Origin of the sequence: Micromonospora sp. DT227 (genome assembly GCF_049841835.1) — a bacterium.
Taxonomy (GTDB): Bacteria; Actinomycetota; Actinomycetes; order Mycobacteriales; family Micromonosporaceae; genus Micromonospora.
Genome location: NZ_JBNCLA010000011.1, coordinates 1 through 12578, shown reverse-complemented (window position 1 = coordinate 12578; position 12578 = coordinate 1). Strand labels below are relative to the sequence as shown.

Sequence of the window (12578 nt, the reverse complement as noted above, 5' to 3'; positions counted from 1 at the left end):
TCAGTCGGCGAGCCGGCCCAGCTCGTCGAGGTGCCGCAACCCCGGTGTCCGGTGGATGACCTGGGTGAAGCTGACCTTCTCGCTGGCCGCGGTGAGCGCGGCGAGCACGGCCAGCACCCCGGCCCGCCCGAGCGGCCCGGTACGCGCGGCGAGGCTCACGCCGAGCAGCGCGCCGAGCGCGTTGGCGCCGCTGTCGCCGACCATCACCCGCTCGCCCAGGTCGTCGCGCAGCAGGCCGGCCGCGGCGCCGAGCGCGCCGGCCGCGATGCCGCCGTGCGGGCCGGTGGACAGCGGCGCGCCGAGCAGCAGGCCGGACTTCAGCGCCCGGCCGGGGCGCAGGTCGAGCAGGTTGACCAGGTTGGCGGTGCCGGCCACCACGCCGGCGCCGAGCAGCACGTCGACCCCGCGGCCGAACGCGCCGGCCCGCTGGCGGCGCGGATGGGCGGCGACCCGCCGGTCGGCGGCGAGCAGCGCCGCGGCGCCGAGCCCGGCGGCGCCCACCCCGGCGACCTTGACCAGCCCGGCGGTGACCCGGCCCTCGCGCAGCGCGGCGAGGTGACCGGCGAAGCCCTTGGCGGCCTTCTGCTCGGGGCGCGCGCCGACCACGTCGTCGTAGAGGCCGACCGCGCCCGCGCCGACGCCGGCCAGCAGCGCGGCGGCACCGGCCGGGGCGCTGCCGGCGCCGAGCGCGCCCGCGGTGGCGGCGCCCACGGCCAGGGCCGGGCCGGCGGCCAGGGTCACCGTGCGGCCCCGGAAGTTGGTGCGCTCCAGCGCCGGCGCGCTCGGTGACGTGCGCACCTCCCGAAGCGCGTAGCGGGCGGCCAGCACCCCCGCGCCCACGGTCAGCAGCCGACCCAGTCTCACGCGACCCCTCCGATCCGGATCTCCCACGCGGCGCGGCACGGACCGGACGGTCCGGGCGCGATCACTCGGGCAGTTTAGGCAGCCGGGAGGCGGCGTTGTCGCCCACGCCGTACTGGCCGGCCTTCTTCCCGGTGAGCTGCTCGGCCAGGGCGAGGCTGGTGACCAGCTGTCCCTGCACGGTGTTGGCGTTGTCGACGGTGGAGATGGTCTGCGACAGCACCGGGTCGCCACGGACCACGGCCACCAGGTTGCCGCCGGTCGAGCCCATGCCGGCGACCACGACCGCGCCGGCGCGGTCGAACTGCTCGGCGACCTTCACCACCGACTCGTCCTTCTTGGCCGAGTCCTTGTCCACGTACGGCTGGCCGGTGACCAGCACCACCGCCTCGGCGGGGCCGGTGATCCGGTCCTCCGGGGTGAGGTAGCCGGCCTCCGCGTACTTCTGGAGCACGCTGCGCCGGTCGGCCTCGCTGACCGTCGGGCTGCCCGCCGGGCGCTCCAGCAGGACGTTGGCCAGCAACGCGCTGGAGGTCTCCACGCCGTGCCCGTTGCCGGGCAGGTTGGCGGTGGGGGCGCTGTTCGGACGGGCGGCGGTGACGGCCAACTCCAGCAGGTTGTTGTTGCTGTCCGGGTTGACGAACTTGTCCTGCACGGTGACCCGGCCGGTGACGTCCGCGCCGGCGGTGCGGAGCATCTTCACCACGCCCTCGGTCTGGTCCCGGCCGCTGGGCAGCGTGAGCACCACCACCCGCCGGCCGGTCAGCTTGCCGGTCAGGACCAGCGGCGCCATCTCGCCGACGAAGTCCTCCTCGGTCTCCAACTGCTTCTGCATGTCGTTGACCGACTGGCGCATCAGCGAGTTGTCCTTGCGCAGGCCGTTGACGTTCTCCCGGAGCGAGTCGGCGACCGGGCCGTTGAGGGCGGCTGTGCCGACCACCAGGCCGATCGCCAGCGCGAGGAAGACCGCGGTCAGGGACACCACGTGGTAGCGGAAGTTGATCACGCTTGCAGCCTCTTGATCGTCGGGGAAGCTAGAAGAGCTGGCCGAGCTGGAACACGAAATTGTCCCACCATTCGGAGACCACGCCCAAATACGCCTTCCCGACGGTGGAGACGGCCACCGCGGAGGCCATCGCGGCGACCGCGGAAAGGACCAGCAGCAGCAGCGAGGACCCGGAGATGCTCTGCCGGTAGAGCCGGCTGACGCCCTTGGCGTCGACCAGCTTGCCGCCCACCTTCAGCCGGGTGAGGAATGTCGACGCCATGCCGCCGCGGCCCTTGTCGAGGAACTCCACCAGGGTGGCGTGGGTGCCGACGGCCACCAGCAGCGAGGCGCCCTTCTCGTCGGCCAGCAGCATGGCCAGGTCCTCGCTGGTGGCCGCCGCCGGGAACGTGATCGCGGGCACGCCCAGGCCGTTGACCCGGGCCAGACCGGGGGCCCGCCCGTCCGGGTAGGCGTGCACGATCACCTCGGCGCCGCAGCGCAGCACGTCGTCGGTGACCGAGTCCATGTCGCCGATGATCATGTCGGGGGTGTAGCCGGCCTCGACCAGCGCGTCGGCCCCGCCGTCCACGCCGATCAGCACCGGCTTGAACTCGCGGATGTAGGGCCGCAGCACGTCCAGGTCGGCCTTGTAGTCGTAGCCCCGGACCACGATCAGGCAGTGCCGGCCCTGCATCTGGGTCTGGATCTCCGGCACGCCGACGCCGTCGAGCAGCAGGTCGCGTTCCTGCCGGAGGTAGTCCATCGTGTTGGCGGCGAACGCCTCCAACTGCACCGACAGGCCCTCCCGGGCGTCGGCCATCGACTTGCCGACCGTCTCCGCGTCCTGGAGCGCGCCGTGCGCGACCGGATCCGTGCCCACGAAGACGGTGTTGCCCTCGATGCGCACCAGATCGCCCTCGCGGACCTGCTCGAAGACGCCCTCGCCGAGGTCGTCCAGGAGCGGGATGCCGGCCGAGACCAGCACCTCGGGGCCGAGGTTGGGATAGCGCCCGGACACCGACGGCTTGGCGTTCAGCACCGCGGCCACGCCGACCGCGACGAGCGAGTCGGCCGCCACCCGGTCCAGGTCGACGTGGTCGATGACCGCGATGTCACCTGGACGCAGGCGGCCGACCAGCCGTTTCGTCCGGCGGTCGAGGCGCGCGGTGCCGAGGATCGAGCCCGGTTCCGCGTTCCGGGTCCGGCGCAATGTGGGTAGACGCATCGTGACCATCCTGGCATGTGGGGCAGGTTCTGCTGTCGCGACATGCCTGAGCAGGGCCGCCTACCCAGGGAAGCACACCGGGACGCGCCCCGGTGTGCTTGCGCTCACAATCGGGGTATCACGGACGCCGTTCCTTGGCCGCCACGGCCAGGAGTTCCTCGGCGTGGGCGATACCCAGATCGGAGTCCGGCAAACCGGCGAGCATCCGGGCCAACTCCCGGGCCCGCTCGGTGTCCTCCACCACGCGGACGCCGCTGGTGGTCACCGCGCCCCCGGTGTCCTTCGCCACCACCAGGTGCCGGTCCGCGAACGCGGCCACCTGGGGCAGGTGGGTCACCACGAGCACCTGGTGGCTGCGCGCCAACCGGGCCAGCCGCCGGCCGATCTCCACCGCCGCCTGCCCGCCGACACCGGCGTCGACCTCGTCGAAGACCAGCGTGGGCGGACCGCCGGAACCGGCGAAGACCACCTCGATGGCGAGCATCACCCGGGACAGCTCACCGCCGGAGGCGCCCCGCTGCAACGGCAACGACGGCGCGCCGGGATGCGCCAGCAGCCGCAGCTCGACCTCGTCGGCGCCGTCCGCGCCGACGCCCGCCTCGACGCCGTTGACCGGCAGGCTCGGCTCGGACCGCCCGGCCGCCCGCGGCAGCACCGCCACCTCGATCCGGGCGTGCGGCATGGCCAGCCCGGCCAACTCGACGGTGACCTGCTCGGCGAAGCGACCGGCGGCCTCCTGCCGGGAGGCGGAGACCCGACCGGCGAGGTCGGCCACCTCACCGGCGAGGCGGGCCGCCTCCCGGTCCAGCTCGTCCAGCAACTCGTCGGAGGTGTCCAGTTCGGACAGCCGGACGCGGGCCCGCTCGGCCCAGGCCACCACGCCGTCCACGTCGTCGGCGTACTTGCGGGTGAGCCCGCGCAGCGCGGCCCGTCGCTCGTAGATCGTCTCCAGCCGGGCCGGATCGGCGTCCAGCGCGGTCAGGTAGGTGGACAGCTCGGCGGCCACGTCGGTGACCAGCGTGGCGACCTCCTCCAGCCGGGCCGCCAGCTCGCCGAGCGCCGGGTCGGTGCCGGCCTGCGCCTCCAGCGTGCGACGGGCGGTGCCGAGCAGCACGGCCACGTCGGGCGTGTCGTCGGTCGCCTCCACACCGCCGGCCACGCACTGCTGTGCCACCTGCGCCGCGGTGCGCAGCCCCTCGGCGTGCTCCAGCCGCTGCGCCTCCGCCTTCAGCTCGTCGTCCTCCCCCGGCTGCGGATCGACCCGGGTGATCTCGTCGAGGCCGAGCCGGAGCAGGTCGGCCTCCTGGTTGCGCTCCCGGGCGTTGCGCCGCCGGTCGGCCAGGTCGTCGACCACCGCCCGCCACCGCGCGTACGTCTCGCGCAGCGCGTCCAGCAGCTTCTCGTGCTCGGCGCCGGCGAAGCGGTCGAGCGCGGCCCGCTGCTCGGCCGGACGCAGCAGGCGCAACTGGTCGGACTGGCCGTGCACCGCCAGCGCCTGCTCGCCGACCTCGCCGAGCGTCGCCACCGGCATGCTGCGCCCGCCCAGGTGGGCCCGTGAGCGCCCCTCGATCGTGACGGTGCGGCTGAGCAGCAGTGAGCCGTCCTCGTCGGGCTCGCCGCCGGCGTCGATGATCCGGGCGTGCACCGCCTCGGCCACCCGGCCCCGCAGCCGCAGCCGCCCCTCCACCACCGCGCGGCCCGGCTGGGCCCGCACCCGACCCGCGTCGGCCCGGCCGCCGAAGAGCAGGCCGAGGCCGGTCACCACCATGGTCTTGCCGGCGCCGGTCTCGCCGGTGATGACGTTCATCCCCCCGGCCAGCGGCAGCGTGGTGTCCTCGATGACGCCCAGTCCGGTGATGCGCAGCTCTTCCAGCACAGCACCCGACAGTAGCCCCGCCGGGTGACAGTTGACCAGCCGGCACGGTGACCGGCGACGGTCGCTTTGCGCTTTCCCGGAAAGAGTGGCTATCCGGCGCCGGATAGCCACTCTCTCCGGGAAACAGCGCGTTCGGCAATGGGGGGTGGGTGTGGAGTCGGGGCGCCGGGCGTCGGCCAGCTCGTGCGCCGCCGCTTCCTCCGGCGGCGGCTCAACGACCTGTCGGCCCGACCGGGGTCGACACCCGACCGGGCCGGACGTGCCGGTCCGCCCGCCGCGGCCGGCCACGGCGCTCCGGCACCCCGACCGTCGCGGCTCCGACCACCCCCTGGCCGAACCCGCGACCGTCGGGCCACGCCACCTCCGAGTCGGCGGGCCTCACCGCCGCGCCCGGACTCACCTCGACGCGGCCCGTCCCGCCCACCGTAACGCGCCGCGGCGTACCGGGCACCGAAGCTGAGCCGTCGATCAGCGGCGGTTGCCGCGCCAGCCCTGCACGGGCAGGTCGAACTTGGCCACCAGCCGATCGGTGAACGGGCGGTCCCGCAACCGCACGATGCGCACCGGCAACGCGCCCCGACGCACCGTGACCCGGGCGCCGGGTGGCAGGTCGTAGACCCGCCGGCCGTCGCAGCAGAGCACCGCGAGCGTGGTGAACGGATCGACGGTGATGACGAACGTGGAGGTCGGCGCCGTGACCAGTGGGCGGCTGAACAACGCGTGCGCGCTGATCGGCACCAGCAGCAGCGCCTCCACCTCGGGCCAGACCACCGGCCCGCCACCGGAGAACGCGTACGCGGTGGAGCCGGTCGGGGTCGCGCAGACCACACCGTCGCACCCGTACCGGGACAGCGGCCGACCGTCGACGTCGACGAGCAGCTCCAGCATCTGGGCCCGCTCGCCCTTCTCCACGCTGATCTCGTTGAGCGCCCACGACTCGATGGTCGGCCCACCGTCGAACTCGGCGGTCACGTCGAGGGTCAACCGCTCGTCCACCGTGTAGTTACGCGCGACCACGTCCCGCACCGCGGCGTCCAGGTCGTTCATCTCCGCCTCGGCCAGGAAGCCGACCTTGCCGAGGTTGATGCCGAGCAGCGGCGCCTTGGCCGGACGGGCCAACTCGGCGGCGCGCAGGAACGTGCCGTCCCCGCCCAGCGCGAACACGATCTCCGCACCCTCGGCCGCCTCCGGACCGGTCACCGGCACCACGCCCGGCAGGTCGAGGTCGTCGGCCTCCTCGGCCACCACCCGGACCTCGAACCCGTTCGCGATCAGGTCGGCGGCGACCGCCCGGGCGTGCTCGGTGCTGCGTCGACGGCCGGTGTGCGTCACCAGCAGCGCGGTGCGACTCACCCGGACACCTCCTCGGTCGTGGCCGCCGTCGCGGCGGCTCCCTGCGGACCCGCGGCCACCACCGCGCGTACCCGGTCGGGGTCGGCGGCGGGCGCGTCCCGGCGCAACCATACGAAGAACTCGACGTTGCCGCTCGGCCCGGGCAGCGGGCTGGCCGCCACGTCGGCCAGGCCGAGACCGAGTCGCGCGGCGGCGGCGGCCACGTCGAGCACCGCCTCGGCGCGCAGCGCCGGGTCCCGCACCACCCCGCCGGCGCCGACCCGTTCCTTGCCCACCTCGAACTGCGGCTTGACCATCAGCGCCAGGTCGCCGTCGGGCCCGGTGCAGCCGGCCAGCGCGGGCAGCACCAGACGCAGCGAGATGAACGACAGGTCGGCCACCGTCAGGTCGACCGGACCGCCGATCGTCTCCGGCGTGAGGGTACGCACATTGGTGCGCTCGAGGACCCGGACCCGCTCGTCGGTGCGCAGCGGCCAGGCGAGCTGCCCGTAGCCGACGTCCACGGCCACCACCTCGGCCGCGCCGGCGCGTAGCAGCACGTCGGTGAAGCCGCCGGTGGAGGCGCCCGCGTCCAGGCAGCGCCGGCCGGTCACCACCAGCCCGCCCGGGGCGAACGCGGCAAGCGCGCCGGCCAGCTTGTGGCCGCCCCGGGAGACGTACTCCTCGGCCGGGTCCTCGCCGGTGACCAGCAGCGGATCGGCGGGGTCGACCATGGCGGCGGGCTTGCGGGCCGGCACCCCGCGCAACTGGACGCGACCGGCCTCCACCAGCGCGGCGGCCTGCTCCCGGGAGCGGGCCAGACCGCGGCGGACGAGTTCGGCGTCCAGTCGGGTACGACGAGCCATCGGTGTCCGTTCTCCGCCTCTGCTCAGGCCTGGTCGATGCCGGCCAGGGTCTCGCGCAGCGTCTCGTACGCCGCCTCGTACTGGGCGATCTGGTCCGCCGGGGCGAGCGCCTCCGCGTTCGCCATGCCGCGCACCGCGGCGTCCACCGCCGGGTGCCGCGCCTCGCCGACCTCCTCGACCGGCGCGGAGCGTACCCCCGGGGGCGGACCGGGCCGCGGACCCGGGGGCGGACCGGGCCGCAACGGCGCGCTCACGAGCCGTCCGCCCGACGACCGGTGGCTTTCCGCGCCGGTCGGGCCGACGCGGCCGACGGCTCGTTTGCCGACGGCTCGTTTGCCGGTGTGCGCGCCACCGTGGCCGCGGGCTTGCGCGCCACCGCCTTCCTGGCCACCGCCTTCTTCGCGACCGCCTTGGTCGCCGTGGTGCCGCCGGGCGTGGCCGCGGCAGGCGTGGCCGCACTCGGCATGGCCTCGGTCGGCTCGGTCCCGCTCGACGCCGACGCGGTCGACGCCGGTGCGGGCGGCTCGGGCGCGGTCGACGCCGACGCGGTCGACGCCGGGGCGGACGTGGTCGTCGGCTCGACGGGCGTGCGCGCCTCGCGCAACTGCCGTTCCAGGTCGTGCACGCGCCGGGTCAGCTCGGCGACCTCGTCGGCGGTGGCCAGCCCGACCGCGCCCAGGGCCCGGTCGACCTCGAAGCGGACCAGTTTGGTCAGCGCCTCCCGGTTCGCCAGGCCGGTGGCGACCAGTTCCTCGGCGAGCGACTGGAGCTGACCGGCCGTCGCGCCGCCCTGACCGACGACGCGCATCACCGCGTCCTGCGCCTTCTTCCGGGGCGCCTCCGTCAGGCCCATGGCCAGCGAGAGGTAGGCGCGCCACGCGTCCTGCATGCCTGAGTCCTTCCACGGGGCGAGGTGTGCAGGTGCCACGCTACCGGGCACCTGGGACGAACCATTGCGGTACGGTGCCGGGGAACGGCATGGCTCATGGTGAGGAGACGATGTGGCCAGCGTGGACGAATGCCGGCAGGCGTTGCAGGACCTGGCCGACCGGCTGGACCGGCACGCCGAGGCGCAGGGCAAGATCGATCTCGACCGCACCCTGGCCTGCCGGATCACCGACCTGGGCACCGCGTTCCACGGTCGGCTGGAAGGCGGCCGGCTGGTCGGGCTGACCGACGGCGACGACCCGAAGGCCAAGATCGCGCTGAGCATCGCCGGCGACGACCTGATCGCCCTGGTGCACGGCAACCTCGACATCATGTCGGCGGTGGCGTCCCGCCGGGTCTCCGTCAAGGCGAACCCGTTCGACCTGATGAAACTCCGCAAACTGCTCTGACGACGCCGTCGCCGGGCGCTCGCCCGCAGCCGGGTCCCGGCCGCCCGGCTCAGCCGTCGGCGCGGTCGAGCCCGAACGCGGCGAGCGCTTCCGCCGCCGCCGGGGACGCGGCCCGCACCCGCGGGTCGGCCGCCGTCGACCAGGCCACCGCGCAGAGCGCCGCGAGCGCGTCCAACGCCCGTCCCGCGCCGTCGAGAACCAGCTCCCCGTCGGTCGCCGTCACCGACCAGCCGCCGGTCCCGGGTCGGCCGGGCACCGCCACCACGGCCGCCGCGTCGAAGAGCCCCGCCAGGTCGAAGGAGACGTACGCCGGCCGGCGCGACTCGGGCGCCGCCAGCAACTCGGCCGCGTCGCTCACTCCGGTCAGCACCAGCAGGCTGTCCAGCCCGGCCCGGCGGGCCCCCTCGATGTCGGTGTCCAACCGGTCGCCCACCACGAGCGTGCGCCCGGTTCCGGCGCGGCGCGCGGCGGTGGCGAACAGCGCCGGTTCCGGCTTTCCCACCACCACGTCGGGATCCCGGCCCAGCGCGGTACGCAGCACCGCCACCAGGGAGCCGTTCCCGGGCAACGGCCCACGCGGGCTGGGCAGTGTGCGGTCGGTGTTCGTGGCGTACCAGGGCGCGCCCGCCCGCACCGCCAGGGACGCCTCGGCCAGCTCGGACCAGCCGACCTGCGGACCGTAGCCCTGGGCCACGGCGGCCGGCTCCTCGTCGACCGTCGACACCGGCCGCAGGCCCACCGCACGCAGTTCCGCCCGCAGCGCCTCCGCGCCGACCACCAGCACCGGCGCGCCGGCCGGCAACCGGTCCCGGAGCAGCTCGGCGGTGGCGGCCGCGGAGGTCAGCACCTCCACCGGCTCGGCCGGCACACCCATGCCGGTGAGCAGGTCGGCCACCTCGCTGGACCGGCGCGAGGCGTTGTTCGTCGCGTACGCGACCGCCCGCCCCTCGGCCCGCAGCCGGCCGACCGCCTCGACCGCGCCGGGGATCGGCCGGTCGATCAGGTAGATGACCCCGTCCAGGTCGAAGACCACCAGGGCGTACCCGTCGACCAGCCGCCCGTCCGCCCCGGCGTGGTCGGCACGAGCCCGCTCCACCCCGGAACCGGTGTCGGTGTCCCCGGCGTGCCCGCTCACCGGCGCTCCGCCGCCTCGTCCCCGCCCGGCGCGTGCCCACCGGCCGTCGGCCGGTTCTCCGCCTGGTCGGCGGGGGCGTCGCCGGTGGCGGCGAGCGAACCGGCCTCGTCGTCGGTCAGCTCGTCGTCGGTCAGGTCGGCGGCGTCGCGGTCCCGGTAACCGGCCCGAGCCGCGTCGCCGGCACCGGACGTGTCGGCGCGGTCGCTGTTCGGGCCGGCGTCACCGTTTCGGTCGAGGTCGTCGTCCTCGTCCTCGTCCTCGTCGAGGTCGTCCTCGTCGTCTTCGTCAAGGTCGTCGTCCTCGTCCTCGTCTTCGTCTTCGTCTTCGTCGAGGTCGTCCTCGTCCTCGTCGTCCTCGTCGAGGTCGTCCTCGTCGTCGGAGTCGCCGTGCGTGGCCGAGGAGTCCGCGCCGGTCGGATCGTCGTCCGACTCGTCGTCCTCGTCGTCGCCCTCGATGACCACGCCGTCGAGCTCCAGCAGCCGCTCGGCGGCGTCGGTCTCACCGTCGGAGTCGATGTCGGAGGCGCGGGAGAACCACTCGCGCGCCTCCTCGCGCCGACCCACCGCGAGCAGCGCGTCCGCGTACGCGTAGCGCAGCCGGGCCGCCCACGGCTCGGCCGACTCGGCGGTCAGCTCACGGACCTGGAGCATCGCCACGGCCGCGTCCTTCTGGCCCAGGTCGCCACGCGCGCCGGCGGCCACGATCAGCAGCTCGATGGCGACGGCCTGGTCGAGCTTGGCCTGATCCGCACCGCGGAACAGGTCGATTGCCCGCTCCGGCCGGCCCAGCGCCCGCTCACAGTCGGCCAGCACCGCGAGGTGGCTCTGCAGGCCGGTCATCCGGTGGTAGGTCCGCAGCTCGGCGATGGCCGTCTGCCACTCCCCCGAGTGGTACGCGGCCAGCCCGACCGCCTCACGCACCGCAGCGATCCGCGAGGCCAGCCGTCGGGCCGCCATCGCGTGCGCCAACGCCAGCGTCGGGTCCTCGTCGATCAGCAGGCCGGTCGCGACCAGGTGCCGGGCGACGGTCTCCGCCACCGGCTTGGCGAGCGAGAGAAGCTCCGCCCGTACGGTCGAGTCGAGGTCGCTCGCGACCACGTCGTCCGGCAGTTCCGGCGCCTCTCCGGTACGTCCCTCGCCCCGCTCGTCCTGACGCTCGCGCTGCGGGCCGTAGCCGCCCGGCCGACGGTCGTCCCGGTCCGGCCGGTCGCCGTAGCCACGGCGCTCCCCATCCCGCTCGGTACGCCCACCGCGGTAACCGCCCTCCCGGCGGTCATCCCCACGGTCGTCTCGACGGAAGCCACCCTCACGACGGTCACCGCTCGGCGCACCACCGGCACGGTCGTCGCGGCGGAAGCCACCCTCGCGACGGTCACCACCCCGGGAGCCGCCGTCACGGTCGCCGCCCCGGAAACCACCGGAGCGCTCGCCACCCTGGAAGCCACCCGAGCGCTCGCCACCGCGGAAGCCGCCCTCACGACGCTCACCAGTGGGTCCGCCGGCACGGTCGTCGCGGCGGAAGCCGCCCTCACGACGGTCCCCGCCACGGAAGCCGCCCTCGCGGTCACCACTGCGGAAGCCACCCTCGCGACGGTCACCACCGCGGAAACCGCCCTCGCGGTCACCACCCCGGAAGCCACCTTCACGGCGGTCGCCACCGGAGGTACCGCCGGCACGGTCGTCGCGGCGGAAGCCGCCCTCGCGACGCTCGCCGCCCCGGAAACCACCGTCACGGTCGCCACCGCGGAAGCCACCCTCGCGACGGTCACCACCGCGGAAACCGCCCTCGCGGTCACCACCCCGGAAGCCACCCTCACGACGATCGCCGCCTCGGAAGCCACCCTCGCGACGGTCGCCGCTCGGCGCACCACCGGCACGGTCGTCGCGGCGGAAGCCGCCCTCGCGACGGTCCCCGCCCCGGAAGCCACCGTCACGGTCCCCGCCCCGGAAACCACCGGAGCGCTCACCGCCGCGGAAACCGCCCTCACGACGGTCACCACCCCGGAAGCCGCCGTCACGACGATCGCCGCTCGGCGCACCACCGGCACGGTCGTCTCGACGGAAACCGCCCTCACGACGGTCGCCGCTCGGCGCACCACCGGCACGATCATCGCGGCGGAAGCCGCCCTCGCGACGGTCACCACCCCGGAAACCACTGTCACGGTCGCCACCGCGGAAACCACCCTCACGACGGTCACCACCGCGGAAACCGCCGTCACGGTCGCCGCCCCGGAAACCACCCGAGCGCTCGCCACCACGGAAACCGCCCTCACGGCGGTCGCCGCTCGGCGCACCACCGGCACGGTCGTCGCGACGGAACCCGCCCTCGCGACGGTCCCCGCCCCGGAAACCACTGTCACGGTCCCCGCCCCGGAAACCACCGGAGCGCTCACCGCCACGGAAGCCGCCGTCACGGTCGCCGCCCCGGAAACCACCCGAGCGCTCGCCACCACGGAAACCGCCCTCACGGCGGTCGCCGCTCGGCGCACCACCGGCACGGTCGTCGCGACGGAACCCGCCCTCGCGACGGTCCCCGCCCCGGAAACCACTGTCACGGTCCCCGCCCCGGAAACCACCGGAGCGCTCACCGCCACGGAAGCCGCCCTCACGGCGGTCGCCGCTCGGCGCACCACCGGCACGGTCATCGCGGCGGAAGCCGCCCTCACGACGGTCACCACCACGGGTGCCGCCGGCGCGGTCGTCGCGACCGCCCCGGTACGAGGGGCGATCATCGCGGCGGGCGTCGCCGCGCCCCTCGCCACGGTCGGCGCGATCCTCGTAGCGACGGGGGCGGTCCCCGCCCTGCGGTCCAGAGCTCACAGGTGCATCCTTCCTGATGGCGTTTCCGCCAGAAACGCTAACGCAGTCGAGGGGCGCCCCCCAAGGGGGGGCCCCCCCCGGGGAGATTTTGAGGCGGTGTGCAAAAAGCCCCCCACCCCCCCCGGGGCGGAACCACAGC

Annotated in this window: 12 protein-coding genes; 2 read left to right on the top strand and 10 right to left on the bottom strand. The window is 74.8% G+C overall.

Features of this window, described 5'->3' with window-relative positions:
* The 8 genes from ACLQ2W_RS28870 to ACLQ2W_RS28835 form a co-directional block, all read right to left on the bottom strand.
* Window positions 1-864: a hypothetical protein gene (locus ACLQ2W_RS28870; RefSeq protein WP_425790391.1), complete on the bottom strand. Its 864-nt coding sequence runs from the start codon at window positions 862-864 to the stop codon at window positions 1-3.
* Window positions 865-925: 61 nt separating this feature from the next.
* Window positions 926-1867, bottom strand: a complete 942-nt coding sequence (locus ACLQ2W_RS28865; protein ID WP_425790389.1) for a copper transporter — start codon at window positions 1865-1867, stop codon at window positions 926-928.
* 28 nt (window positions 1868-1895) lie between these two features.
* Window positions 1896-3074 (bottom strand): putative cytokinetic ring protein SteA, encoded by a 1179-nt coding sequence (steA, locus tag ACLQ2W_RS28860; RefSeq protein ID WP_425790387.1) that lies wholly within the window; start codon window positions 3072-3074, stop codon window positions 1896-1898.
* A 118-nt stretch (window positions 3075-3192) separates the two neighbouring features.
* Window positions 3193-4950 carry a DNA repair protein RecN gene (gene recN / locus ACLQ2W_RS28855; RefSeq protein ID WP_281939836.1) on the bottom strand — a complete coding sequence of 586 codons (1758 nt, stop codon included), beginning with the start codon at window positions 4948-4950 and terminating at the stop codon, window positions 3193-3195.
* 468 nt (window positions 4951-5418) lie between these two features.
* Window positions 5419-6303 carry an NAD kinase gene (locus ACLQ2W_RS28850; protein ID WP_281939834.1) on the bottom strand — a complete coding sequence of 295 codons (885 nt, stop codon included), beginning with the start codon at window positions 6301-6303 and terminating at the stop codon, window positions 5419-5421.
* The gene (locus ACLQ2W_RS28845; protein WP_425790384.1) at window positions 6300-7148 is read right to left on the bottom strand and encodes a TlyA family RNA methyltransferase; all 849 of its coding nucleotides are present in this window, start codon (window positions 7146-7148) and stop codon (window positions 6300-6302) included. The genes ACLQ2W_RS28850 and ACLQ2W_RS28845 overlap by 4 nt, the downstream gene beginning before the upstream one ends.
* A 23-nt stretch (window positions 7149-7171) precedes the next feature.
* Window positions 7172-7402 (bottom strand): hypothetical protein, encoded by a 231-nt coding sequence (locus tag ACLQ2W_RS28840; protein WP_425790382.1) that lies wholly within the window; start codon window positions 7400-7402, stop codon window positions 7172-7174.
* Window positions 7399-8037, bottom strand: coding sequence for a hypothetical protein (locus tag ACLQ2W_RS28835; RefSeq protein ID WP_425790380.1), 639 nt, complete (start codon window positions 8035-8037; stop codon window positions 7399-7401). The genes ACLQ2W_RS28840 and ACLQ2W_RS28835 overlap by 4 nt, the downstream gene beginning before the upstream one ends.
* A 112-nt stretch (window positions 8038-8149) precedes the next feature.
* On the opposite strand from ACLQ2W_RS28835, the gene ACLQ2W_RS28830 reads away from it, so the two are divergent.
* Entirely contained in the window at window positions 8150-8485 is a 336-nt protein-coding gene (locus tag ACLQ2W_RS28830; protein WP_425790378.1) for an SCP2 sterol-binding domain-containing protein, read from the top strand.
* A 49-nt stretch (window positions 8486-8534) separates the two neighbouring features.
* Here ACLQ2W_RS28830 and ACLQ2W_RS28825 read toward each other — a convergent pair whose 3' ends face one another.
* Together ACLQ2W_RS28825 and ACLQ2W_RS28820 are read right to left on the bottom strand one after the other, a co-directional pair.
* Window positions 8535-9581, bottom strand: coding sequence for an HAD-IIA family hydrolase (locus ACLQ2W_RS28825; RefSeq protein WP_425790609.1), 1047 nt, complete (start codon window positions 9579-9581; stop codon window positions 8535-8537).
* A 35-nt stretch (window positions 9582-9616) separates the two neighbouring features.
* Window positions 9617-10576, bottom strand: coding sequence for a Replicase polyprotein 1ab (locus ACLQ2W_RS28820; RefSeq protein ID WP_425790607.1), 960 nt, complete (start codon window positions 10574-10576; stop codon window positions 9617-9619).
* Window positions 10577-10633: 57 nt separating this feature from the next.
* On the opposite strand from ACLQ2W_RS28820, the gene ACLQ2W_RS28815 reads away from it, so the two are divergent.
* Window positions 10634-12578: hypothetical protein (locus ACLQ2W_RS28815; RefSeq protein ID WP_425790376.1), on the top strand; the 1945-nt coding region annotated here is incomplete at its 3' end.

Excerpts from the sequence above, each read along its gene's own strand:
- steA (WP_425790387.1), bottom strand. The coding sequence starts at position 3,074 with ATGCGTCTACCCACATTGCGCCGGACCCGGAACGCGGAACCGGGCTCG.
- ACLQ2W_RS28845 (WP_425790384.1), bottom strand. The coding sequence starts at position 7,148 with ATGGCTCGTCGTACCCGACTGGACGCCGAACTCGTCCGCCGCGGTCTG.
- ACLQ2W_RS28835 (WP_425790380.1), bottom strand. The coding sequence starts at position 8,037 with ATGCAGGACGCGTGGCGCGCCTACCTCTCGCTGGCCATGGGCCTGACG.
- ACLQ2W_RS28820 (WP_425790607.1), bottom strand. The coding sequence starts at position 10,576 with ATGGCGGCCCGACGGCTGGCCTCGCGGATCGCTGCGGTGCGTGAGGCG.